Origin of the sequence: Salegentibacter maritimus, from assembly GCF_016236915.1 — a bacterium.
In the GTDB taxonomy this organism is placed as follows: domain Bacteria; phylum Bacteroidota; class Bacteroidia; order Flavobacteriales; family Flavobacteriaceae; genus Salegentibacter; species Salegentibacter maritimus.
This window is the reverse complement of record NZ_JAEHOK010000014.1, coordinates 48,734-74,181: the sequence shown is the minus strand read 5'-3', so window position 1 is coordinate 74,181 and position 25,448 is coordinate 48,734. Positions and strand designations below refer to the sequence as shown.

Genomic DNA, 25,448 nt, shown 5'->3' with positions numbered 1-25,448 from the left:
AATCTAATTGGAAGATTATTTATTCCATAGAAGAATCAGAATCTTTTACTTCTTTATTCTTATCTAAAGAAATTTCAACCCTACGGTTATCCTGTCTTCCAGCGGCAGTACTGTTAGTAGCAATTGGTCTTGATTCACCATAACCTTCAGAAGTCAATCTGCTGCTTTCTACACCATTTTCTTCTAACCAGGCTTCTACTGATGCGGCACGCTCACGAGAAAGTTTCTCGTTATAATCGGCGTTACCGGTACTATCTGTATGCCCTTCAATATGGAAAATTGTGTTAGGATATTCGTTCATAATGTCTGCAATAGACTGAAGTGCTTCTTCTGAATCGTCTCTAATCGTAGCTTTGTTCAGGTCGAACAATACAGTTTTAGAATATTCATTCAATTCAGAAATAACTTCTACGTCTGGCTCAGGACATCCGTTGTTAGCTGCAGTTCCAGCAACTTCAGGACAATCATCGTCTTTATCTAAAACACCATCACCATCCTTATCTTCGTAAGGACATCCGTTGTTTTCAGCAGGACCTGCTTCGTTAGGACAGTCGTCTTCGTTATCGGCAACTCCGTCTCCATCGGCATCAGGACACCCGTTCATTTCAACAGAACCAGCTTCTTCAGGACATTCGTCTTGTGGGTCTGGAACTCCGTCTCCATCGGTATCAGGACATCCGTCAAATTCAGCTAAACCAGCTTCATCAGGACAGTTATCCATACGGTCTTCAATACCGTCTCCGTCAGTATCAGGGCATCCGTTAAATTCAGGTAAGCCTGGAGTTTCAGGACATTCGTCGTCTTTATCGTAGATTCCGTCACCATCAGAGTCTGTACCACCAAACATGAATTTTATACCACCGGCGTGTTGAAAGTGGGTTGCACCATCAACATCAAAAACGTGCTTGTAGTTTGATTCAAGTGTTAAGGCAATGTTGTCGTTAAACCAGAAGTTTAAACCTACCTTACCGTTAAGTGTCGCTGCACTAAGGCCTGAAATTGGAATATCACCATTATCAGCAATGTTAGTGTAACCACCACCAATACCAACAACAGGATCAATCCATCCATCGTTTAGTAATGCTCTTAAGCTATAGTTGAAAGACCCATCAACGGCATAGTATGCCATTTGGGAAACTCCCATATCACCATAATTTTCAATTTGGTTTAAAGAACCCGCAAGTTCAAAAACGAAACCGCTTCCAATATAGCGTCCTACAGATAATCTTGATACAGAAGGTAAAATATTCCAGTGATCTCCTGTATTAAAATACTCGTCGAAAGTCCCTCCTAATGGAGCATCTTCACCAGTAGGGTAAAAATCTACCGCATTGGTCTGGACACCAATAGCCCAGGGATTGTTAGCATCCTGTGCCTGCACCGAAGTGATACCCAGAACCAACATTGTAGCGAATAAAATTTTGCTAAGATGTTTCATATTCAATAGTTTAGTTTTAAGTGTTAATTGTTAACAAAAGTATACCGTTAAAGCTTATCAACAAAGCTTAAAATAATAAAGTTTTCTTAATAATCCCTTTGATAGTCTGCTTTTTGAGAGCTTTTTAAGAATTGTAGACCTTTATTTTTGATAAATTTTCATTACAGTTTTCCCCCTAAAACACGATCTCTTAAATTACTCCTAATTCTTTCCCAACCCTTGTAAATGCTTCAATAGCTTTATCTAAATGCTCCTGCTCATGCGCTGCCGATAGTTGTACTCTAATTCTTGCTTTTTCTTTAGGAACAACCGGGTAAAAGAATCCAATTACATAAATACCTTCTTCCAGAAGTCTATCGGCCATTTTTTGCGATAATTTGGCGTCATATAACATTACAGGGACTATAGCCGCTTCACCATCAATAATGTCGAAACCTGCATCTTTAATTCCCTGTTTGAAGTATTTGGTGTTACTTTTTAGTTTTTCACGTAGTGTATTATCGTTTTCCAACATATCAAAAACCTTGAGAGACGCGCCCACAATGGCCGGTGCCAGTGAATTTGAGAACAAATAGGGTCTTGAACGTTGTCTTAATAATTCTATGATTTCTTTTTTAGCGGTGGTGTAGCCTCCCATTGCACCACCAAGGGCTTTACCCAGGGTTCCTGTAATAATATCTACTCTATCCAAAACCCCTTTTTCCTCTAGGGTACCAATACCTTTTTCACCAATAAACCCGGTAGCATGGCATTCGTCTATCATAACCAGGGCGTCATATTTATCGGCCAGGTCACAAATTTTGTCTAATGGAGCTACAAGGCCATCCATAGAGAAAACACCGTCGGTTACAATAATTTTAAAGCGAGCACCTTTTTCGTTGGCTTCCTGAAGTTGTTTTTCCAAATCGGCCATATCACCATTTTGATAGCGATACCTGGCTGCTTTACATAAACGTACCCCATCAATAATAGAGGCATGGTTTAGTGAATCTGAAATTATCGCGTCTTCTTTGGTTAAAAGTGGCTCAAAGATTCCGCCATTGGCGTCAAAACAAGCAGCATAAAGAATAGTATCTTCTGTTCCGTAGAAATCGGCTATTTTTTGTTCTAATTCTTTATGAATATCCTGGGTTCCACAAATAAACCTAACACTAGACATACCAAAACCGTGACTGTCCATAGTATCTTTTGCGGCTTTTATAACCTCTGGGTGGGAGGATAATCCTAAATAGTTGTTAGCGCAAAAATTAATCACTTGCTGCCCGGTAGAAATATTGATTACCGCATCCTGAGGGCCGGTAATTATTCGTTCTTTCTTAAAAAGACCGTCTTCTTTAATTTGCTCGAGTTCTTTTTCTAAATGTTGTTTTATCGATCCGTACATAATTCTATTTTTTTACAAACTTACATTTCTTTTATACAAGGCGCACATTTAGCCTTTTATTTGTATACACAAGATTTTTACTGCTTACCGTATAACCCATGTCTTCCAAAACCTTAGCATAATTATTAATTTGGTTTTCGTGGGTAATATTAAACTTCCCGGTTTTGTAATCTATAATATCTACTTGATTTCCCGAAAAATTAATTCTATCTGGTCTTAGCCTTTTGCCATCGGGAGTTAAAATATCCCGTTCATTATAATTTTTTGCTTCTTTGGTATAAAATGATAAAAGTTGTGGATGATTGGTGATTTCATAAAGTAAGACCTCTATTTTTTCTGCGGAATCTTTTGTAATTACACCTTCATTTACCGCCTGTTCAACAACCGGTTTAACCTGTTCTTTATAGTTGATTTTTGCCAGTAACTCGTGTAAAATTTCTCCTTTTTCAATCGCTTCTTCTTGTTTGCTGTCCCAAAGCATACCGGATTTCGTAACGATATTAACCGCTTGATTTTGTGTTGCTGAAGAATAGAAGCTTTCTGAAACAATATTTTTAGAGTGTGTCTCTTTTGAGGTGTCAGGATTTGCTATTTCCCCAAATTCATAGGTGTTTTTATTAACATCCCACTTTCCGATTTCTTTTAAAAAGCCAATTAATAAGCCTGATGTCTTATGGGTTTTTTCATTGCCTTTTGCATCTATTTCCTTTTTGCTTAAAAGGTAGAGTTGTTGCGAGGCACGCGTGCAGGCTACATAAAGAACATTTAGTGTATCCAGCTCTTTTTGGTAAATTAAGTTGGAGTAAATGTTTGAAGCCTTTGGGCCCCAATTTAGCATTTTGTCTGTTGCGCTTAAATAGTTTACAGGAATATCATCTAAAGGTGGTTCCATGGGAAGCCAAACTGAATCCATTCGTGTGCTTTTGGAATCTGAATTTGCATAGGGGTAAATTACCACCGGGAACTCCAGGCCTTTAGATTTATGAATGGTCATTATTTGTACAGCATCTTCAGCTTTAGGAACCACTATACTTAAATTTTCTACCTCCTGTTTCCATAAATCAATAAAATCGGCTATTCCGGCAGTAGCCTTTTGCGTACTTTCAAAGATAAAATCAAGAAAGAACTGAACATAAGCATTAGAAGTCTTTACAAGTGAGAAACATCTAATAATATACTCGGCGGCTTCGTAGACAGAGAGTTGCTGTATTTCGTCCAGGTTAAAATTGATATTATAGTCTTTTAACCAATTAAAAAATAGTTTTCCGTCTTTTGGCAAATTAGCCGAAATAATAGGGTAGCGGTCTTCTATTTGTAGAAAATTGGCAAGAAAATCAAAAAGTTCAAGTTTTAAGTTGTTGTCTTTAGGATTTAGAGAGAATTCCAGTAAATGAGCAATAAAATTTACCTCCGGCGAATTCCCCACAAGCAAAGTTTCTGATGAAACCACCGGAACTTTATGTTCACTTAAATAATTTGCAATCGTAACCCCTTCTTTCTTTTTACGGGTTAAGATGCAGATATCCCCTTTTTTAAAATTCTCATGCTCCAGGTTTTGAATGATTTCCAGAATTTTTTCTGGATAGATCTCATCTTCTTCTGTAGAATTTTCAGCCTCTATAAAATCGATGTTTACATAACCAAAGTCTCCTGCCTGCGGACTTTGATTGCTTTCCTTGAATAAATTAGAGTAAGAAGGGTTTTGTAAAGTGCCCGCTGCATAATTAAATAAACTATTGTTGAAGTTTACAATTTGGCTTCCGCTGCGATAATTATTGGGAAGGTTTTCTACCTGCTTTTCTATACTAAAGGGGTTTGTATCCAAACACAGGTCTATAAATTGCTCGGCTTTTCCACCACGCCACCTGTAAATTGATTGTTTAGCGTCACCTACAAGCATGGCATTGGCAGAATCCTGCGCGTTTTCTGAAGAAAGCTTATGGTCTATTAGAGGGATAAGGTTTTCCCACTGCATCTGTGAGGTATCCTGAAATTCATCTATAAAATAGTTTTGATAACGTTCCCCAAGTCTTTCGTAAATAAATGGAGCTGGCTGGTCTTTAACCTGGGCACTAATTTTAGGATTGAATTCTGAAATAAGAATTAGGTTTCGCTCTTTTTTTATAAGCTCTACTTCCTGGTTTATCGCATTGAGTAGCGAAAGTTGGGTTAGATTCTTCTTGATGGCTTCTAGAAAATCAAGATTTAGATAAGCTCTTTTAGAAAGCTCAAAAAGGCTAACAATAAGTGGCTGAATACCGTCTAATGAATCTTTTACAGCTTGATTCTTATTAGATTTAGCATAAAGGGGGGCGCTTTCCAGTTTTAACATCCAGGCTTTTTCAAAACCGTCTATAGTTTTTTGATCTCTTAATTTTACAAAGTGTTTATAAACCAAACCACGACTAAAGTCTTTTTCTTCAATATTATTGCTTTCAACAAGCTCAAAAAATTCTGAACTGGTTTCTGCAATAATAGCTTTGGTTTTTTTAATTTCTAAACTGATTTTTTCCTTGAATTTTTGAAAATCTTCAGTGGTTTTTCCTTTGAGTTTTTTTAGGGCTTCCTGGTGGTTTTCCCCAATGAGCAATTCAGAAATTTCAAATAAATCTTTAGCAATATCCCAGCTTTTATCATCATCGGTTTTATTGATGGCAAAGGCCACCAGAACCTTTGTGAGATCTTTATGAGTCCCAGCTTTGGCAATAAGTCTATCTACTGCCTCTAAAAGAATTTGTCGCGTATTAAGTGCGATCTCAAAATTTACCGGTAAGCCTAGATCTTTGGCAAAAGTTCTAAGAACCCGGTGGGTAAACCCATCTATGGTAGATACTTCAAAGGCCGCGTAATTGTGGATAATGCTTTTAAGGATTTTTGAAGCTTTAACTTTAAGTAACACCTCATTTAGCCCGGTTTCTTTAGCAACAGCTTTAAAGAGCGCATTATTTTCAGAAGTCGTCTCTTCGTCAGTAAAGCTTCTTAAGCTACTAATAATTCTAGACTTCATCTCATCTACCGCCTTGTTGGTAAATGTGATGGCCAAAATGTTTTTATAAGCGTCGTTTTTTTCGCTTTTAAGTAATAAAAGTAAATATTCCTTGACCAGGGTAAAAGTTTTTCCCGATCCTGCAGAGGCATTATAAATGGTGAAATTGTTTGTCAAAAAAAGAATTTGGTATTTGTGAGTTTTTTAATTTTAAAGGTAAAATAAAAATGTTTGTTGGTTTATATAGGCTTTTAAGTATTTTATAACACTAAAATGTTTTGATTAAATCGCTTAATACCTAAATTTGATCGAATTTAATACTAATCACTAAAAAAATATATTCAAATGGCTTTTGAGTTACCAAAGTTAAAATATGCTTTTGATGCATTAGAACCACATATAGATGCGAAAACCATGGAGATTCACCACGGGAAGCACCACGCAGGTTATACCAGTAAATTAAACGCTGCGATTGAAGGTACAGACCTTGAAGGAAAGACTATAGAAAATATCCTTGAAAATCTTGATAAATCGAATAATGCTGTAAGAAACAACGGTGGAGGTTTTTATAACCATAGACTGTTTTGGGATATTATGTCTCCAGATGGTGGAGGAAAACCAGAAGGCGAACTTGCTAAAGCAATAGATGCCGCTTATGGTTCTTTTGAAGCTTTCAAAGATGAATTTTCTAAAGCAGCTGCAGGACAATTTGGTTCTGGATGGGCGTGGCTTTGTGTTCATGAAGGCGGAAAAGTAGAAATTTGTTCTACTCCAAATCAGGATAACCCTTTAATGCCAGGAATTGGCTGTGGAGGAACTCCTATCTTAGGATTGGACGTTTGGGAACATGCATATTACTTAAACTACCAAAACCGTCGTCCAGATTATATTGACGCTTTCTTTAATGTTATTGACTGGAAAGAAGTTGGAAGCAGATATGCTAAACAGAAATAAAAAATAGTTATTTCTATAATATTAAAAAGGCCGCCATTAGTGCGGCCTTTTTTATTGGTGCCGCCAAAGGCTGTAATACCGTGAGACTTTCCTCGAAATTAAAAATTTGTTTTCAATGGATCGCCCTGAAGTAGTATGCTTAATTTTATCAATAAAAAAAGGCGGGAATAAACCCACCTTTTTTTGCCCCAAATCTACCATGAACTTAACCTACTTATGTTATGGTGATTCTAAAGTAGAGTGAATAAATCTTGATTACAAGTTTTTTAGATGAAAGGGCTATTTTCTTGTTAAAGTATTGGTAGTGAGGGGAAATTGTAAGAAAAAATGAATTTTATGTACGTTGTATCGTGGGAAAAACTTTTTGGATAAAAGCTTTAGAAAATACAAAGGGCATAAAAAAAGGCAGATCATAGATCCACCTTTCTTTGCCCCAAATCTACCATGAACTTAACCTACTTATGTTTATGGTTCTGCTAATGTATGTAAAGTTTGTCCTGCTAGAAATCATTTTAGATGAAAGGCAGAAATACTAGTTAAAATGCATTTAGTAGGCTCTGCCCTCGTTACCTTCATAAAAATTAATGAAAGCTCTATTCACAACCCGGTTACCTCCAAAGGTTGGATAGTTCCCTGTAAAATACCAATCTCCAAGATTTTTAGGGCAAGCCTTATGTAAATTATCTACAGTTTGGTAAATCACTTTTACCTTGGCATTTACATCGGTATCGCAAAGCAATTCTGAAATTTTATCTGAAATCTGTTCATCAGTAAAAGGTTCGTAAATTTCTTTTACAAAATTTTTCACTTCTTCATCAGCCAGGTTCACCTGTAGTTTACATTTTTCATATACTTTTTCTACGATATCATACTGGTTGTTATCTTTTAGAAGCTCTAGTGCTGCTCTAAAAGCTACAAGACCTTCCAGTCGTGCCATGTCAATTCCATAACAATCAGGATAGCGAATTTGCGGTGCTGAAGAGACTACTACAATTTGTTTGGGGTTTAACCTGTCCATCATTTTAATGATGCTTTTCTTTAAAGTGGTTCCCCTTACAATGCTATCGTCTATAATAACCAGGCTGTCTTCGGGTTTAATCACTCCATAAGTTACATCGTACACATGGGCTACAAGATCGTCCCGGCTGCTGTCTTCTGTAATAAAAGTTCTAAGCTTTACGTCTTTAATCGCAATTTTTTCGGTACGTAACCTATGGGCCAGGATTTCTTGCAATCTGGCATCGGTTAAAGTTTCTTTTTCGGCAAGAATAGCGTCATTCTTTTGCTTGTTAAGTTCGTCCTGTGCGGCTTCCACCATTCCATAGAAACTTGTTTCTGCTGTATTTGGAATAAAAGAGAAAACGGTATTTATGGTGTCGTGGTTTATAGACTTTAGTACTTCGGGCATCAGTAAACGCCCAAGCATTTTACGTTCTTTATAAATCTCGGCATCACTTCCTCGTGAAAAATAAATACGCTCAAATGAACAGGCTTTTCGTTCTAAGGGTTCTAGAATTTTCTTAATATTTACCTCTCCACTCTTTTTGGTAATAATAGCATTTCCGGGAGGCAGCTCATGTACATCGTCAAAATTTACGTTGAAGGCAGTTTGAATTACCGGTCTTTCTGAAGCCACAACTACCACTTCGTCGTCTTTATAGTAATAGGCAGGCCTTATTCCGGCGGGATCTCGTAAAACAAAAGAGTCTCCGTGACCAAGCATCCCGGCCATCGCATAACCACCATCCCAGTTTTTGGAAGACTTTCTAAGAATTTTAGCGAGGTTTAATTTCTCTGCGATAAGAGGGGAAGCAGCTACTTTTGAAAAGCCTTGCTTTTTTAATTTTTTATAGAGTTTTTCAACTTCGGAGTCCAGGAAATGGCCAATTTTTTCCATTACGGTAACGGTATCGGCTTTTTCTTTTGGGTGCTGCCCAAGTTCTACCAGGTTATTAAAAAGCTGGTTTACGTTGGTCATATTAAAGTTTCCTGCCACAATTAGATTACGGTGCATCCAGTTGTTTTGTCTAAGGAACGGGTGTACACTTTCAATACTGTTTTTCCCGAAAGTTCCGTAGCGTACGTGCCCAAGGTAAACTTCACCTACATAAGGAATGTTCTTCTTTTGTAGGGCAACATCATCGGCATATTCGGGATTGGCTTTGATTTCGTCATTAATCCTGCCATTAATTTGTTCAAAAATATCCTGAATTGGCTGGGCTTCGTTAGATCTAATTCTACTAATATAGCGATCTCCGGGAGCGGTATTTAACTTGATATTGGCAAAACCGGCACCATCCTGGCCGCGGTTATGTTGCTTCTCCATCATTAAATACATTTTGTTTATTCCGTAAAAGGCAGTACCATATTTTTCTTTATAATACTCCAACGGTTTTAACAATCGTATTTGGGCAATCCCACATTCGTGTTTTAAGGCGTCACTCATAATTAAAGGATTTGAATCCTGTTTTATATAAAAAATGCCCTGAAAATTCAGGGCATAGGTTTAGGTTAATGCTATTTCAAACTGAGTTAATTTTTTGAACTCTTCAAGGCGCGAATCAACTTCCTTGCCTGAAAGCTCTTCCATTCTTTCGGTGCCGAATTTTTCAACACAGAAAGAAGCAAGGTTAGCCCCGTAAATAATAGCGTTTTTCATATTTTCAAAACTAATATTGCCAGACTTTGAAAGATAACCTGCAAAGCCTCCTGCAAATGTGTCTCCGGCGCCTGTAGGGTCAAAAACCTCTTCTAAAGGAAGGGCGGGAGCAAAAAATACCTGTTCTTCGTGGAATAATAATGCGCCGTGTTCTCCTTTTTTTATCACTACATATTTAGGCCCCATGGCAGCGATTTTTTTAGCAGCTTTTGCTAAAGAGTATTCTCCAGAAAGTTGCCTGGCTTCTTCATCATTAATAGTAATTACATCTACTTTGCTAATTACTTTCATCAAGTCTTCCAATGCATTGTCCATCCAAAAATTCATGGTGTCAAGAATGGCCAACTTTGGAGATTCTAGTTGTTCCAAAACGCTAAGCTGAACCAATGGATGTAAGTTGCCTAGCATTACAATCTCGGCATCTTTATAGTTAGCTGGTACTACCGGTTTAAAATCTGCCAGAACATTTAGCTGTGTGTCTAAGGTGTCTCTGGAGTTAAGGTCGTTATGGTACCGGCCGCTCCAAAAGAAAGTTTTCCCACCGGGAACTACTTCAATTCCGTCTATATTTATATTGTTTTTAGTAAGCAGGTCCAGATATTCTTGTGGAAAATCGTCTCCCACAACAGATACTACTGCGCTGTCTACATTAAACTGTGAAGCCGAAAGCCCAATATAGGTTCCTGCGCCTCCAAGAATTTTATCGGTTTTTCCAAATGGAGTTTCAATAGCATCAAAGGCTACAGTACCTACAATCAGTAATTTACTCATAGTTTTATTTAAAAAATGTGCTGCAAATATACAGTTTGTTTTTCAAGGGCTCAATCAAAATTACCCGATAATAGCGATTTAAATAGCAAGTATTCCGTATGAAAATACGCCTGGGTTTTTAATAATGCCTTTTAGGGCTTGCTTTAAAGGAACTTATCAAAAAATAAAGTTGAATCTAACTTTGTTGAAAACCTTCATCTATTAATAGTTTTTTTTCTTTTGAGGCCGCTACCGCTAAAGCATCACAACGTTCATTTTGTGGATGGTTGTTATGTCCTTTTATCCATTTAAAACTTACAGTGTGTTTTCGAATTTCTTTTAAAAGTTCTATCCAGAGATCGGCGTTCTTTCGGTCTTTAAAATTTTTCTTTTCCCAACCAAAAACCCAATTTTTGTTTACGGCATCGGCCACATATTTTGAATCTGTAAAGACAATGGCTGTAATGCCGGGCTTTTTTAGCTTTTTTAAAGCATCAATTACCGCGAGTAATTCCATCCTGTTGTTGGTAGTGTGTTTAAAGCCTTTTGCAAATTCCTTGCGATAGCTTTTTCCTACCCATTCCATTACAATGCCGTAACCACCGGGGCCCGGATTTCCCCTTGCAGCACCATCGGTATAAATGTGCACCTGGGCTGTTTGCATTAATGCGATTTCTTTTGAAGTAATTGTTGAATAATTTCCGGAAAATGCTTGTATTCTAATTCGTGTATTTTTTCGGCAAGCGTTTCAGGAGTGTCGTCTTCTGAAATGTTTGTTTTAGCCTGAAAAATCACTTCTCCTTCATCGTAGTTTTCATTTACGAAATGAATGCTGATGCCGCTTTCTTTTTCCTTATTTTCAATAATGGCTTTATGCACATTCATACCATACATACCTTTTCCTCCATATTTTGGAAGCAGGGCAGGGTGAATGTTTATAATTTTACCGGGAAAGCTTTTTAAAATGTCCTGGGGAAAAATCCACATAAATCCGGCTAAGACAATTAAATCTGGATTTATATCTTCCAAAATATGTAGAACATCATAACTATTGTAGAGTGCGTCCCTATCAAAATGAAGCGCCTTAACATTTAAATTGTGGGCTCTTTTCAGCACTTTGGCCGACCGTTTATTGGAAAAGACCGCTACAACACTGGCATGAGGCGAGTTTTTAAAAAATTTAATAATATTTTCGGCATTGGTTCCGGAGCCGGAAGCAAATACAACTATTTTTTTTTGGTTAAAATCGGTTGGAGTGCTCAAAATAAGCTTGTTAACAATTATTAGAGTGTAAAATTAAGTCCTTTCAATGAAATTTATGTAAATTACAGCCACATTTTTAAAGTAAAAATCGGTTTTAAAATAAAGTTTTTTATTTTTGCCACCTAATCAAAATTTAAATAAAAATATTATGTCAGACATTGCATCAAGAGTAAAAGCGATTATCGTTGACAAATTAGGTGTTGACGAGAACGAGGTAGTTAATGAAGCGAGCTTCACAAACGACCTGGGTGCTGATTCATTGGACACTGTGGAATTGATCATGGAATTCGAAAAAGAATTCGACATCCAGATTCCTGATGACCAGGCTGAGAACATTGCCACAGTAGGTCAGGCAATTTCTTATATTGAAGACGCAAAAAAATAAAAAGAGTATAGACCATATGGAGTTAAAGCGAGTTGTAGTAACGGGGCTGGGAGCCCTAACCCCCATTGGTAACAATATTGAAGAATATTGGGAGGCTTTGGTAGCTGGAAAAAGTGGTGGTGCACCTATTACCTATTTCGATACTGAAAAATTCAAGACCAAATTCGCTTGTGAACTCAAAAATTTTGATCCGCTGGATTTCTTTGATCGCAAGGAAGTAAGAAGGCTGGACAGGTTTGCCCAATATGCCATCGTAGCTTCAGACGAAGCCATAAAAGATTCCGGCATCAACCTGGATACCGTAGATAAGTATCGGGTTGGTGTAATATGGGGGGCCGGAATTGGCGGATTGGAAACATTTCAGAATGAAGTTATAAATTTTGCTGAAGGGGATGGTACTCCAAGATTTAATCCTTTCTTTATTCCTAAGATGATTGCAGATATTGCCCCGGGTAATATCTCTATTCGTCATGGGTTTATGGGTGCAAATTACACTACTGTATCGGCCTGTGCATCGGCGGCCAACGCCATGATAGATGCCTTGAATAATATTAGGCTGGGACATAGTGATATTATTGTATCTGGAGGTTCTGAAGCAGCGGTAACTTTGGCCGGTATGGGTGGTTTTAATGCCATGCATGCGCTTTCTACCCAAAACGACAATCCGGAAACGGCATCAAGACCTTTTGATGCTACCCGCGATGGTTTTGTTTTAGGAGAAGGTAGTGGGGCGCTTATTCTGGAAGAATATGAGCACGCAAAAGCCAGGGGAGCTAAGATTTATGCAGAAGTACTTGGAGGAGGTTTGTCTTCTGATGCTTACCATATGACGGCACCTCACCCTGAAGGAAATGGAGTGGTTGCGGTTATGGAGAATTGTCTAAGAAATGCAGGTATGAAGCCTGAAGATGTAGACGCCATTAATACTCACGGAACTTCTACTCCTCTAGGAGATGTGGCCGAATTGAAGGCTATAAGCAAAGTGTTTGGTGAACATGCCAAGACAATAAACATCAATTCAACAAAATCAATGACCGGACATTTGCTGGGTGCTGCCGGAGCGGTAGAAGCTATTTCGGCAATTTTATCTATGCAACACGGTATAGTACCACCTACTATTAACCACGAGCATAAAGATGAGAATATTGATCCTGAATTGAACCTTACTTTAAACAAAGCTCAGAAACGAGATGTAAAAGTTGTTATGAGTAATACGTTTGGGTTTGGAGGGCACAACGCTTGTGTTTTATTTAAAAAGTATGATGAATAACCAAATATATTATGGGTGTTATTCGAAATATATTAAATTCCCGCTCTGGTAAAGGCGGGAATTTTTTTTCGGTTTTACATAAAATACTTGGTTTTAGGCCCAAGAACCTGCTTCATTACGAGAAGGCGTTTACCCACCGCTCCCTTAATATGAAAGATAAAAAGGGTAATGCTATAAACTTTGAACGTATGGAATTCCTGGGAGATGCCATATTAAGTGCGGTTATAGCTTCTCATCTTTTTAAAGCAGTCCCCGGGGGCAATGAAGGTTACCTCACCAAAATGCGTTCTAAGGTGGTTAGCCGGAAGCATTTAAATGAGCTGGGCAAAGACCTTAAGCTCATAGACCACGTACAAACCAATATTCCTAAAAATCAATTTGGCTCTAATATTCATGGAAATTTATTTGAGGCTTTAATTGGCGCCATATATCTTGATAGGGGATATAAGTATTGCAAACGCTTTATATACGAGCGTGTAATAGATCCTTATGTTGATATAGAACAATTGGAAGGCCGCGTAATAAGTTACAAAAGTCTTTTTATAGAATGGTGTCAAAAAGAAAAACGAGAGTTTGATTTTGAGGTTTATGAAGATACGGGCAATGACGATGTTAAACATTTTGCCGTAAAATTGAGGTTAGATGATAAGGTGGTGGCCAAGGCCAGAGCCACTTCTAAAAAGAAGGCAGAAGAAAAAACGGCAAAAAGAGCTTATTACGCGCTTCAAAATAGAATTACTTAAAATCATGAAAATTACTATAAACTAAAACGTTTTCGTATGTAATCGTAAAGTTTTGAAGAGATAAAGCTTCATTTTTCTCAATCTTAATCTTATCTTTAGCCTTAAATTAAAAGCTATGCAATTGCATAAAACGTTGCTTGAAGATGTTGAGGAAGACGATTTTGGATTAATTGCACTTTATGGTGATTTAGAAGATTATAAGATGGCTTATTTGCTAAATAAGTATCTTAAACTTCAATTAAAGAGAGAGCGCAGGGATTTAGATTTTAACCATAAACAGGTTAAAGCCTTTTATGCTCATTATTCTTTTAAAGACCTAAAAAATTTTAGATCTTATCATCTGGTGGCTAACAAATTTAAAGGAGAATCCAAAAAAGTATTAAGTTCAGGTTCATTGTTTGAAGAAGAAGAAGTTAGACCCCTGCAGGTAAACCTGGTGCCTGAGTATAAGAAGGTTGATTTCTTTCTTAAAATAGATGAAGAACTTAGTGAAAAAGACCTCAATTTACTTGTTAATGCCATAAGCCAGATACCACCGGTTAGAGCAGTTTATAAAATTGACACAGATTTACTGAAATCCAAACAAAATTTAATTTTTGAATAATGCCAACAAATAAGAAGACTAAAATAGTTGCTACCCTGGGACCGGCAACTAGTTCCAAAGAAACTTTAGATAAAATGCTCCAGGCCGGAGTAAATGTTTTTAGAATTAATTTTTCCCACGCCAATTATGATGATGTAAAAGAACGCGTCCAAATGATTAGGGACCTTAATAAGGAGAAAGGTTACAATGCCGCTATATTGGGAGATTTACAAGGCCCTAAACTTCGTGTTGGGGTAATGAAAGATGAAGTGGTTGTTGCCGAAGGCGATGAAATTGTTTTTGCAACCGGTAAAGAATTTAAGGGAACTGCAGAACGCGTTTATATGAATTATGAGACTTTTCCGCAAGATGTATCAGCGGGAGAGCGTATTCTTTTAGATGATGGAAAACTTATTTTTGAGGTATTAAGTTCTAATAAAAAAGATGAAGTTAAAACCCGTGTTATTCAGGGCGGACCTTTAAAATCTAAAAAGGGGGTGAACCTTCCAAACACTAACATCTCACTCCCCGCATTGACTGAAAAGGATGTGAAAGATGCGATTTTTGCCTGTGAGATGCAGGTAGATTGGATAGCACTATCTTTTGTACGTCACGCCGAAGATTTAAAGGAACTTCAGGAGTTAATTAAAAAGCATAGTGAATACAAAATACCTATTGTAGCTAAGATTGAAAAGCCTGAAGGTGTAGCCAATATAGATAAGATCGTAGCCTATTGTGATGGTCTTATGGTAGCCAGGGGAGACTTAGGTGTAGAGATACCTGCACAGGAAGTTCCTCTTATTCAAAAGAAATTAGTACTTACGGCTAAAAAAGCCCGAATCCCGGTAATTATTGCCACACAAATGATGGAAACCATGATCACCAGCCTTACCCCAACCAGGGCCGAGGTAAACGACGTGGCCAACTCTGTTATGGATGGTGCTGATGCGGTAATGCTTAGTGGGGAAACTTCGGTAGGACAATACCCGGTACAGGTAATTCAAAAAATGGCGCAAATTCTGGTATCTGTAGAGAACTCGCCATTGATTAAAGTTCCTCACGACCCGCCACACGTACGTACCAAGCGGTATATTACAAAGGCGGTTTGTTACCACGCGGCACATATGGCCAACGAAATAAAAGCAAAGGCTATTTGTACCCTAACCAATAGTGGTTATACAGCCTTCCAGATTTCTGCCTGGAGGCCCGAAGCACATATTTTGGTGTTTACATCTAATAATAGAATCTTATCACAACTAAGTTTACTTTGGGGGGTTAAGGCCTTCCATTACGATAAGTTTGTAAGTACCGATGAGACCATTGAAGATATTAACCGAATTGCAAAAGAAAAATCTTTTGTGGAAACCGGCGATTTTACCATTAACCTGGCAGCAATGCCTATAGGTGAAAAAGGAATGGTAAATACCTTAAGGGTTTCAGAGATAGAATAAGTTCTAGCTATTTTAAAAAGTAAGCCACGAATACACAACTAGTGAATTCGTGGCTTTTTTTATTGACATCAACAATGGGTATAATGCCCCGAGATAGTTTAATCTGTAAATTTTTTTGTACTAAATTTAGAAAACAGGTTTCTACATTATTCGTATTTGGAATGATGGTTTATACAATCCAAAAACGAAAATTCAAAACTCAAACTTTAACTGCACTTCTATTTCCTTTTCCTCCTTTGGTTTCTTTTCGATCTTGTCTGTATTTAAATTTGAAAGTGAAATTCCTAAAAGTCGAACCGAATCTTTCATCTTTTCCTGGTATAATAATTCTTTAGCGTTTTCAAGGATTAATTCTTTGCTGGAAATATAAAATGAAACGGTTTTACTGCGGGTTTGTTGGGTAAAATCACTGTACTTAATTTTTAGGGTAATAGTTTTACCGGCAACCTTACTTTTTTTAAGTCGGCGTGCGATTTCTTCGGCGATATTTTCCAACCTTTCCAGCATAAAGATTTCCGAAGAGATATTTTCATTAAAAGTGCGTTCGGCACCCAACGATTTTCGTATGCGGTTTGGTTTAACCTCGCTTAAATGAATTCCGCGAACTACATTAAAATAATGCGCACCGCTTTTCCCAAATTTTTCGGTTAGATATTCCAGGCTTTTGGTTTTTAGGTCTTTCCCGGTAAAAATGCCCAGCTTATACATCTTTTCGGCCGTTACTTTTCCAACGCCATGAAACTTCCTGATATCCAAAACCTCTAAAAAGGCTTCAACTTCCTCAGGATTCACCGTTTTTTGTCCGTTTGGTTTATTAAAATCACTGGCGACTTTCGCAATAAATTTATTGATAGAAATCCCGGCCGAAGCGTTTAAACCTGTTTTCTCTTTAATTTTTTTCCTAATTTCTTTCGCGATAAGGCTGGCGCTGGGATTTCCTTTCTTATTTTCGGTAACATCCAGGTAAGCTTCGTCTAAAGAAAGCGGTTCCACCAAATCTGTATATTCATAAAATATCTCCCTAATTTGCTGCGAAATTTCGCGGTAACGGTCAAAACGGGTTTTAACAAAAATTAGATGCGGGCAATTACGTTTTGCAATTACGCTGCTCATAGCGCTTTTTACGCCATATTTGCGAGCTTCATAACTTGCTGCGCTAACAACCCCTCTTTCTGAAGTTCCGCCTACAGCAATGGCCTTACCTCGTAACTCGGGATTGTCCAGTTGTTCTACCGAAGCGTAGAAGGCATCCATGTCTATATGAATAATTTTGCGAATGGGAAGTTTTTGGCTCACTTTACAAATTTAGTGAAACTTCAACTTGTCGTGATATAAGAGACAGCAAATTGAATAGGTAAACTTATCTCCTGTGCCGGCAGGAATTTCTTTTGAAAATTAATCTTAGGTGAACCTTGCACCCTTTTAACCAGGTATGCTTTCTTAAAGTTTCGTTAGGGCATAGGTAGAGATGGCTTATTTTGTTTATATTATTTATTGGCACCGCCAAAGGGTCTAATACCCCGAGGTAGTTTACCGAAAGCTATTATTGTTGCCAAAACAAATTAGTAACCAATTAAAAAAAAAGAATACAATGCCAAAAACAGCAATAATTTTAGGAGCTACCGGACTTACCGGAGGAATTTTACTTCAGCAATTACTGGAAGACGAGCGCTATGAAAAGATTAAACTTTTCTCAAGAAACTCAGTAGAAGTAAAACACCCTAAAATTGAGGAACATTTAATAGACTTATTCAAACTGGAAGATTATAAAGATAAATTTAAGGCAGATGAGGTTTTTTGCTGTATAGGTACTACCAAAAGTAAAACACCAGATCACGAAACCTATACCCGGATAGATCGCGGAATTCCAATTACCGCTGCGAAATTGAGTAAAGAGAATAATATTGATACTTTTCTTGTAATTTCTGCGCTGGGTGCCAATCCTAAAAGTAGGGTGTTTTATAATCGTACCAAGGGGAAGATGGAAAAAGAAGTCTTGGCGCAGCAAATTAAGAATACCTATATATTGCAGCCTTCGCTTATTACCGGTGAGCGAAAGGAGAGTAGGAGTTTTGAAAAAATAGGAAAAATAATGCTGAATTTTATTAATCCGTTTTTTCTTGGAACTTTACGAAAATATAAATCTATTTCAGCTGAAAGTATTGCCAAAGCCATGGTAGCCATTGCCAATTCACCTGAATTGGACGTGCAAAGAATACCTTCAGATGAAATTAAAAACATAGCACATAAAAATTAGATGCAGGAAATAGAACGTAAATACCTTGTCACTTCAAAAGATTTTAAAAAAGAAGCTTTTAAGAACTTCTGTATAAAACAAGGGTTTTTAAATAAAGATCCGCAGCGAACGGTTCGGCTAAGAATAACCAACGATACCGCTTTTTTAACGATTAAAGGAAAATCTTCGAAAAGTGGATTATCCCGATTTGAATGGGAAAAGGAAATTGATATTAAAGAAGCTGAAGCTCTTTTTAAGCTTTGTGAACCGGGTATTATAGAGAAAACCCGGTATTTGGTCCAAGCCGGGGAGTTTGTGTTTGAAATTGACGAATTTTATGGAGATAACGAAGGTTTAATCGTTGCCGAAATAGAACTTAATACAGAAGCCGATTCTTTTAAAAAGCCAGATTGGCTGGGAAAGGAAGTTACCGGAGACGTAAAATATTACAATTCGCAGTTAAGTGAAAAGCCTTTTAAAAATTGGTAGTCCTCACGTTATGAGAAAATTAATATACATATTCGTATTACCGCTTTTACTGGTTTCCTGTAACGAGCTACCCAAACAAAAACGTGGCTATCCGCGGGTTGAAAAAGGTTTGGAGGAGAGATCTAAAATCAATATAGATTCCGTAGAAAATGATCTAAAGCAAAAAGGCTATCAAACCTTTAGGTATAAAGCCGATGACACCACCTATTTAATGCAACAATATTATATGGTTTTTCTAAAAACCGGAGAAAATAGAAGTCAGGATTCTACCGAATTAGCTCGTTTGCAAAAGGAGCATTTGGCCTATTTAAGCAAGATGGCTAGTGAGGGCTATGCCAGTTTAATAGGTCCTTTTGGCGGTAACGGGGAAATTCGTGGAATTGCAGTTTATAATACCGCCACCCTGGAGGAAGCCGATAGTTTGGCCAGGCAGGACCCAATGGTGAAAGCCGGTAGGCTGGAGGTTGAGGTTAACCCGTGGTGGACCGCCAAAGGCGGAAAATTAAACTAAATTTTAATGAATTGAATTTAAAAATTTGAAGTATGAAGATTGAGCAAATAGATGAAGTTACCAAAGGATTTTTTAAGGCTGTAGAGTCTGGGAAACAAGCGGGGAAGATAGAATACACCTGGGCCGGAAAGAATAAATTTATAGTAGATCACACCGAAGTGAACCCAGAGTTTAAGGGAAAAGGTGTTGGTAAGAAATTGGTACAGGCAACGGTAAATTTTGCAAAAGAAAATAAGTTAAAAGTAATCCCTCTATGTCCATTTGCTAAAAGTGTGATTGAAAAAACATCGGAATTCCAGGAAATACTTGCTTGATTTTTAATGATGTAATTATGAATAGTAACTCCCTTCCTGATTTAAAATATGTGGGTTTTGAGAAAGAAAAACTTAGCCTTCACCTTTTGCTACAAATGGTGGGTAAAATTAAATTGGGGCTTATGCCAAGAAAGAATCATTGGTGGAATATAACCCATTATGTGAATCAGCAAGGTCTTAGTACAGGGGCAATTCCTTATAACAATGGATTCAGTAATTTTTCTATTGATTTTAACTTTATTAAACATCAATTGGAAATAGCCACAAGTGAAGGTGGTTTTGAGCTTTTAAAGCTGAAAAACGGTTTAAGTGTTTCCTATTTTTACAATGATATTTTTAAGGTTCTAAAAACATTGGATATAAAAGTAGATATTGTTGACAAGCCTTTTGACCTTGGAATTCAAAACAAATTTTCAAATCTTTCAGAAGTTCATCATTATCATAAAGATTATGCTGAAAAACTTTGGAAAAGTTTAGTATGGATTAATGGAGTTTTTAATGAGTTTAGTGGGAGCTTCTATGGAAAAACCTGTCCGGTACATTTATACTGGCATTCTATGGATCTCGCGGTAACCAGGTTTTCCGGTAAAAAAGCTCCAAAAATGCCAGATGCAGCCAGACTTTCAGACAAGGATGCTTATAGTCATGAATGTATAAGTTTTGGTTTTTGGCCCGGGGATGATACCTTGAAGGAGCCGGCCTTTTATTCTTATACTTTTCCTAATCCTGAAGGCCTGGAAAAACAAACCTTACAACCCAAAACTGCGATTTGGGAAATGGAAAGTGGGAGTCCTATGGCTTTACTTACATACGCTAATCTTAGGAGTGAAAAGAATCCGCGACAGGCTTTATTAAATTTTATGGAGAGTGCATATCTGGCCGGTGCCGGGCTTTTAGGCTGGTCAATTGAAGCACTGAAAGTACCAAAACTTACCAATTTATAAATATTGAGCTGAATCTAAAAAAAGACTTCTGCTATAATCCTAAATTGATGTACTGTAATTTTTGTGATGTAATTTACATTATGACTTTGAATTGATAACTTCAATTATATCGGCCTTTTGCAATACCCCAGATTGTCTCCAAAGTTGCTGGCCATTTTTAAATAGAATCATGGTGGGAACTCCACGAACCTGATATTTTCCTGCCAGTTCCTGGTTTTTATCTACATCTATTTTTACAATTTTTACTGTATCGCCTAGTTCGGCTTTTACTTCTTTTAGAATTGGCGCAAGGGTTTTACAGGGGCCACACCAGGTTGCGTGAAAGTCGACCAATACGGCCTTTTCACCTTTTATAATATCACTAAAATTACTTTTCATAAGTCTTGGATTAAGCTTTTTTAAAGCTACTAAATTTCGTGCTTTAGTCGAAAACAAATTGTTTTTATAACAAAAAACAGCCACGAAATTCATCCCGTGACTGTCTTTTCAACAATTAACAAAAATTCAAAAAATTATTGCCAGCCTCCACCAAGGGCTTTATATAGGTTTACTATTGCGTTTAATTGATTGTACTCTGCATTAATTAAATTTAACCTTGAATTTAATGCGTTTTCTCTGGCGGTTAAAACTTCAAGATAATTGGCCAAACCATTATTCAGCAGTTCTTCTGAGTATCCAGAAGCTTTATTATAGGCTTCATATTCATTATTTAGTATTTCAATACGTTCTGTACTGGCAGTGTAATTAGAAAGTGCATCAGAAACTTCCCTACCGGCTACCAATATGGCTTTTTTAAAGTTCAGCAAAGCTTGTTGTTGCTGAGCCTGGGAAACTTCATACTGAGTTCTTATTTGCCTCTTGTTAATGATAGGTTGTAATAAAGACGCTCCTAAATTGGCAAAAAGAGAGTTTGCATTTAATAATTTATCTAACTCTAAGCTTTGGAAACCTCCCGAGGCAGTTAACCTAAGAGAAGGATAGAAGTTTGCCCGTGCTGCATTGGTAAGCTCAAAAGCGTTAATAAGCCCATATTCTGCGGCAATTACATCAGGCCTGTTTCTAAGAAGTTGAGAGGGTACACCGCTATTAAGCGAAGTGTTAATACGTTGCCTTGATAATTCACTTCGTTTTATATCCTGAGGCCCTTCGCCCAACAGAATGGCAAAAGAGTTTTCAAGCAAGCGAATTTGATTTTTAAGCTGTACCACTAAAGCTTCGGCTGTGTGCAACTGTGCCTTGGTTTGTTGTACACCAACCTCGGTAACATTACCGGCTTCTTTTAAAGCCTGTGTAGTTTCAAGGCTGCTTTTTCTATATTCAAGAGTTTGCTCTGAAATTCTAAGTTGTTCGTCCAGGCTAAGTAACTGGTAATAGTTACTGGCAATACTGGCAATAAGCTGTGTTTTAACCGCTTTATGGGCGGCTTCACTTTGCAAATAAGCAGCAGTAAAAGCCCGATCGTTACTTCTTATTTTTCCCCATATATCTGCTTCCCAGGAAAGGTTCCCGGTTACATCATATTGCGTGATGTTTCCGTTGAAAAAGGAACCAAATTGACTGTTTCTGGACAATATTTGGTGACTTACAGACGGCCCTGCGCTTAAGGTTGGAAAATAACTTGCTTTCCCTTGCTTTACGTAAGCTTCAGCTGCCAGCATTTGCTGAATAGCAATTCTAATATCAATATTGTTTTCCAGCCCTTCTTCAATATGGCTTTTTAAAATAGGATCGGTGAAAATCTCCTGCCAGGAAATCATCGCAATATTTAAAGAGTCTTGCGGAAGTTTATCTGTTCTATAGAGTTCTTCCGAAATTTCTTCCAATTCAGGACGTTCGTACTCCTTGGCTGCAAAGCAGGAAACCAGTAGAAATGGTACGGCTCCTGCTAGCAACAATTTATATATTCTATTTTTTTTCATTTTTATACTTTTTCAGAAATTGATTTCTTTTCTGTTTGGGCTGCTTCCGGTGCTCCCGAAATTTTTTCTTGTAACCATTGGAATATGATATAGAGAATAGGGATTACAAAAACACCTAGAAGGGTTCCTATCAATAAACCTCCTACAGCTCCTGTACCAATAGAACGGTTTCCAGCTGCTCCTGTTCCGCCTGCAAAAACCAAAGGCAGTAAACCAATAATAAATGCGAATGATGTCATTAAAATTGGTCTTAACCTAACCTTAGCACCATCTAGTGCGGCATTTACAATAGAAAGCCCTGCTTTTCTTCGTTGCATGGCAAATTCTATAATTAGAATTGCGTTTTTAGCAAGCAATCCAATTAACATAATTAAAGCAATTTGGAAGTAAATATTTACCTGAAGTCCGGCAAATTTGGTAACCAAATAAGAACCCATTACTCCTACAGGCAGCGAAAGTAAAACGGCAAAAGGAATAAGATAACTTTCATATTGAGCTGCAAGAATAAAATACACAAACAAAATACTTAAAATTAAAATAAATGTAGATTGGGAACCAGCCGATATTTCTTCACGTGTAAGTCCGCCATAATCTATGGAGAAGTTAGATGGTAAAGATTCTGCACTTACTTCCTGAACAGCAGCAATAGCGTCTCCCGAGGAATAACCAGGAGCCGGAGCACCGTTTATGGTTGCCGAGTTAAATAAGTTAAACCTTGTTACAGATTGTGGCCCATAAACTCGCTGTAAACTCACAAATTCACTTAAAGGAGCCATTTCTCCAGATTCGTTCCTTACATATAGAGAGTTTAGATCATCTGTACTTGCCCTATCTTCTGGGAAAGCCTGAACATATACACGGTATTGTTTACCAAACCTAGAGAAGTCTGCAGCGTATATACTTCCAATATAGCCTTGTAAAGTAGAAAATATGGTAGAAATACTTACACCGGCCTCTTTAGCTTTGGGGATATTTAGCTCCATTTCGTATTGTGGATAGTTCGTATTGAAAGAACTTTGTGCATACTGTATTTCTGGCCTTTGTGAAAGGGCAGCAATATAATTTTGTGTTTGCTCATCCAGTTCCTGGAAGCTACCTCCCGATCTATCCAATAGTTTTGCTTCAAAGCCTCCGGAAACTCCAAAACCTGGAATACTGGGAGGGGAGAAGAATAGCATTTCTGCATCGGTAAATGAAGCTCCAATTTGGAATAGCTGTGCCTGTATAGATTCTACAGAGAGATGATCTTCTTCACGCTCACTCCAATTATCTAATTTAACAAAACCAAGCGCAAAGTTACTTCCTGCTCCACCAATTAAACTAAATCCATTTACTAAAGAAACCCCTTTAACTCCTTCAATTTGCTGCGCTTTCTTTTCTAATTGTGATGTAATTCCTACCGTTCTATCCAGGGATGCTCCTGCCGGTAATTCTACATTTACAAACAGTATCCCCCTGTCTTCATCTGGAACAAATCCAGTTGGAGTGGTTTTAGCTGCCCAAATAATTGCCACAACCGAGGCTACAAGCGTAAGGCCTGTAATCCATTTATGCCTATTTAGAAAGGATAGTGAATTTACATACTTATCTGTAGTTACTTTAAAAGCTGTATTAAAAGAGCTGAAAAATCGTTGTAAAAAGTTCTTTTTCTTATACTCTTCATCTTCCCGGGGTGGTTTTAGGAAGATTGCACATAGTGCCGGACTTAAAGTTAAAGCGTTTACCGCAGAAATAGCAATGGCTACAATAAGGGTAACCCCAAATTGTTCATAGAAAACTCCGGTAGGCCCGGTAATAAATGTTACCGGAATAAAAACTGCACCCATTACAAGTGTAATAGAAATAATAGCTCCGGTAATTTCATCCATAGCTTTTCTTGTACCGGTTAAGGCATCTTTGGCTCCTTCTTCCATTTTTGCATGAACGGCTTCTACAACCACAATGGCATCATCCACAACAATACCAATGGCGAGAACGAGAGCAAAAAGCGTTAAGAGGTTTATGGAGTATCCAAAAAGGTTTAAGAAAAAGAAGGTACCTATTATGGAAACCGGCACGGCAATAGCCGGAATTAATGTAGACCTAAAATCCTGAAGGAATATAAATACTACAATAAATACCAGTATAAATGCTTCTATAAGAGTAACTATTACCTTGTCTATAGAGGCTGTTAGGAACTCGTTGGTATCAAAATTTATATACACCGAAAGACCGGTTGGAAACTCCTTTTCCATTTCTTCCAGCTTATCGTGTATATTTTCAATAATTTCCTGGGCATTTGAACCTGGTGTTTGGTATACTGCCATGGCCACACCCGGCTTTCCGTTGGTGTATCCAATAACATTGTAGCCTTCAGCATCAAGTTCAACTTCTGCTACATCACCCAATCTTAGAAATTGACCATTATCAAGTGCTTTAATGATGATATCTTTATACTGGTCTTCGTTTTGATACCTTCCGCTATAGCGCAGTACATACTCGAAAGCCTCGGCATTGTTTTGACCCAAAGAACCGGCAGCCGCTTCCTGGCTTTGTTCATTTATAGCTCCAATAACATCGGAAGGAATTAAATTGTATGCCGCCAATTTTTCCGGCTGAAGCCAAATACGCATGGCATATTTCTTAGATCCAAAAACATTTACATTACCAACTCCTTTAATACGTTGTAATTCTGGAATAACGTTAATGTTAAGATAGTTTTGAATAAAAGTGGCATCATATTCTTCATTTTCTGAAAGTACTGTGAAGAACATCAATGCACTGGTTTGTTCTTTTTGAGTGGTAACCCCAGATTGCGTAACCTCCTGTGGAAGTAAGGGAGTGGCCCTGGACACCCTATTTTGTACGTTTACCGCGGCAATATCGGGGTCAATACCTTGTTCAAAAAATACCTGAATGCTGGCACTACCATTATTACTGGCAGTTGAGGTAATGTAATCCATTCCTTCAACCCCATTAATTTGCTCTTCAATAGGAATAATAACACTTTCCAGTACCGTTTGAGCGTTGGCACCGGGGAAGTTTGCGCGAACCTGTACGGTTGGCGGAGCAATGTCTGGATATTGGGTTACCGGAAGCGTTGAGATTCCCAGAATACCCAGTATCACTATTATAATGGAAACAACCGTAGATAATACCGGTCTTTCTATAAATTTCTTTAGCATCTTAA

22 protein-coding genes are annotated in these 25,448 nt (G+C 37.6%); 11 read left to right on the top strand and 11 right to left on the bottom strand.

All coding sequences use genetic code 11. The features are described from left to right. Positions 1-19: 19 nt before the first annotated feature. The 3 genes from I6U49_RS11845 to I6U49_RS11835 all read right to left on the bottom strand — a co-directional run bounded on the left by I6U49_RS11845 (position 20) and on the right by I6U49_RS11835 (position 5,985). Positions 20-1,438, bottom strand: coding sequence for an OmpA family protein (locus I6U49_RS11845; RefSeq protein WP_198628856.1), 1,419 nt, complete (start codon positions 1,436-1,438; stop codon positions 20-22). A 190-nt stretch (positions 1,439-1,628) separates the two neighbouring features. After that, complete coding sequence (kbl, locus tag I6U49_RS11840) at positions 1,629-2,822, bottom strand: glycine C-acetyltransferase (RefSeq protein ID WP_193711913.1); 1,194 nt, start codon at positions 2,820-2,822, stop codon at positions 1,629-1,631. 31 nt (positions 2,823-2,853) lie between these two features. After that, the gene (locus tag I6U49_RS11835; RefSeq protein WP_198628854.1) at positions 2,854-5,985 is read right to left on the bottom strand and encodes a UvrD-helicase domain-containing protein; all 3,132 of its coding nucleotides are present in this window, start codon (positions 5,983-5,985) and stop codon (positions 2,854-2,856) included. 168 nt (positions 5,986-6,153) lie between these two features. Between I6U49_RS11835 and I6U49_RS11830 the strand changes: the two genes are divergently transcribed. Further along, positions 6,154-6,762, top strand: coding sequence for a superoxide dismutase (locus I6U49_RS11830; protein WP_193711915.1), 609 nt, complete (start codon positions 6,154-6,156; stop codon positions 6,760-6,762). A gap of 547 nt (positions 6,763-7,309) precedes the next feature. Here the strand turns inward: I6U49_RS11830 and I6U49_RS11825 are convergent. From I6U49_RS11825 to purN, 4 genes are all read right to left on the bottom strand, one after another. Further along, entirely contained in the window at positions 7,310-9,208 is a 1,899-nt protein-coding gene (locus tag I6U49_RS11825) for an amidophosphoribosyltransferase (protein ID WP_193711916.1), read from the bottom strand. A gap of 60 nt (positions 9,209-9,268) precedes the next feature. After that, a complete protein-coding gene (locus tag I6U49_RS11820) occupies positions 9,269-10,192 on the bottom strand; it encodes a PfkB family carbohydrate kinase (RefSeq protein ID WP_193711917.1) in 924 nt (307 codons plus the stop codon). 175 nt (positions 10,193-10,367) lie between these two features. Next, positions 10,368-10,835: a ribonuclease HI gene (rnhA, locus tag I6U49_RS11815; protein ID WP_198628852.1), complete on the bottom strand. Its 468-nt coding sequence runs from the start codon at positions 10,833-10,835 to the stop codon at positions 10,368-10,370. Beyond that, positions 10,835-11,434, bottom strand: a complete 600-nt coding sequence (purN, locus tag I6U49_RS11810; RefSeq protein ID WP_198628850.1) for a phosphoribosylglycinamide formyltransferase — start codon at positions 11,432-11,434, stop codon at positions 10,835-10,837. The genes rnhA and purN overlap by 1 nt, the downstream gene beginning before the upstream one ends. Before the next feature lie 148 nt (positions 11,435-11,582). Between purN and I6U49_RS11805 the strand changes: the two genes are divergently transcribed. The 5 genes from I6U49_RS11805 (at position 11,583) to pyk (ending at position 15,866) form a co-directional block, all read left to right on the top strand. After that, positions 11,583-11,819, top strand: coding sequence for an acyl carrier protein (locus I6U49_RS11805; protein WP_013069791.1), 237 nt, complete (start codon positions 11,583-11,585; stop codon positions 11,817-11,819). Between the two features lie 16 nt (positions 11,820-11,835). Further along, on the top strand, positions 11,836-13,089 hold the full coding sequence (gene fabF / locus I6U49_RS11800) for a beta-ketoacyl-ACP synthase II (RefSeq protein ID WP_193711920.1): 1,254 nt from the start codon (positions 11,836-11,838) through the stop codon (positions 13,087-13,089). A gap of 11 nt (positions 13,090-13,100) precedes the next feature. Continuing rightward, positions 13,101-13,832: a ribonuclease III gene (rnc, locus tag I6U49_RS11795; RefSeq protein WP_198628848.1), complete on the top strand. Its 732-nt coding sequence runs from the start codon at positions 13,101-13,103 to the stop codon at positions 13,830-13,832. Between the two features lie 115 nt (positions 13,833-13,947). Next, positions 13,948-14,436 carry an IPExxxVDY family protein gene (locus I6U49_RS11790; RefSeq protein WP_193711922.1) on the top strand — a complete coding sequence of 163 codons (489 nt, stop codon included), beginning with the start codon at positions 13,948-13,950 and terminating at the stop codon, positions 14,434-14,436. Continuing rightward, positions 14,436-15,866, top strand: a complete 1,431-nt coding sequence (gene pyk / locus I6U49_RS11785; protein WP_198628845.1) for a pyruvate kinase — start codon at positions 14,436-14,438, stop codon at positions 15,864-15,866. The genes I6U49_RS11790 and pyk overlap by 1 nt, the downstream gene beginning before the upstream one ends. Positions 15,867-16,058: 192 nt before the next feature. Here pyk and dinB read toward each other — a convergent pair whose 3' ends face one another. Further along, positions 16,059-17,162, bottom strand: coding sequence for a DNA polymerase IV (gene dinB / locus I6U49_RS11780; protein ID WP_198628843.1), 1,104 nt, complete (start codon positions 17,160-17,162; stop codon positions 16,059-16,061). A 295-nt stretch (positions 17,163-17,457) separates the two neighbouring features. On the opposite strand from dinB, the gene I6U49_RS11775 reads away from it, so the two are divergent. Genes I6U49_RS11775 through I6U49_RS11755 form a run of 5 tightly spaced genes read left to right on the top strand, consistent with a single transcriptional unit; the run spans position 17,458 to position 20,360 of the window. After that, a complete protein-coding gene (locus I6U49_RS11775; protein ID WP_193711925.1) occupies positions 17,458-18,123 on the top strand; it encodes an NAD(P)H-binding protein in 666 nt (221 codons plus the stop codon). Beyond that, positions 18,124-18,591 carry a CYTH domain-containing protein gene (locus I6U49_RS11770; protein WP_198628842.1) on the top strand — a complete coding sequence of 156 codons (468 nt, stop codon included), beginning with the start codon at positions 18,124-18,126 and terminating at the stop codon, positions 18,589-18,591. Positions 18,592-18,601: 10 nt separating this feature from the next. Beyond that, positions 18,602-19,102, top strand: coding sequence for a YciI family protein (locus I6U49_RS11765; protein WP_198628840.1), 501 nt, complete (start codon positions 18,602-18,604; stop codon positions 19,100-19,102). 32 nt (positions 19,103-19,134) lie between these two features. Next, entirely contained in the window at positions 19,135-19,416 is a 282-nt protein-coding gene (locus tag I6U49_RS11760; protein WP_193711928.1) for a GNAT family N-acetyltransferase, read from the top strand. Between the two features lie 17 nt (positions 19,417-19,433). Then, a complete protein-coding gene (locus I6U49_RS11755) occupies positions 19,434-20,360 on the top strand; it encodes a DUF5996 family protein (RefSeq protein WP_232804704.1) in 927 nt (308 codons plus the stop codon). 78 nt (positions 20,361-20,438) lie between these two features. On the opposite strand, the gene trxA is transcribed toward I6U49_RS11755, so the two are convergent. From trxA to I6U49_RS11740, 3 genes are all read right to left on the bottom strand, one after another. Then, positions 20,439-20,738 (bottom strand): thioredoxin, encoded by a 300-nt coding sequence (gene trxA, locus I6U49_RS11750; protein ID WP_193711930.1) that lies wholly within the window; start codon positions 20,736-20,738, stop codon positions 20,439-20,441. Positions 20,739-20,872: 134 nt separating this feature from the next. Beyond that, on the bottom strand, positions 20,873-22,279 hold the full coding sequence (locus tag I6U49_RS11745; RefSeq protein WP_193711931.1) for an efflux transporter outer membrane subunit: 1,407 nt from the start codon (positions 22,277-22,279) through the stop codon (positions 20,873-20,875). A 2-nt stretch (positions 22,280-22,281) separates the two neighbouring features. Beyond that, complete coding sequence (locus I6U49_RS11740; RefSeq protein WP_198628838.1) at positions 22,282-25,443, bottom strand: efflux RND transporter permease subunit; 3,162 nt, start codon at positions 25,441-25,443, stop codon at positions 22,282-22,284. Between the last annotated feature and the right edge of the window lie 5 nt (positions 25,444-25,448).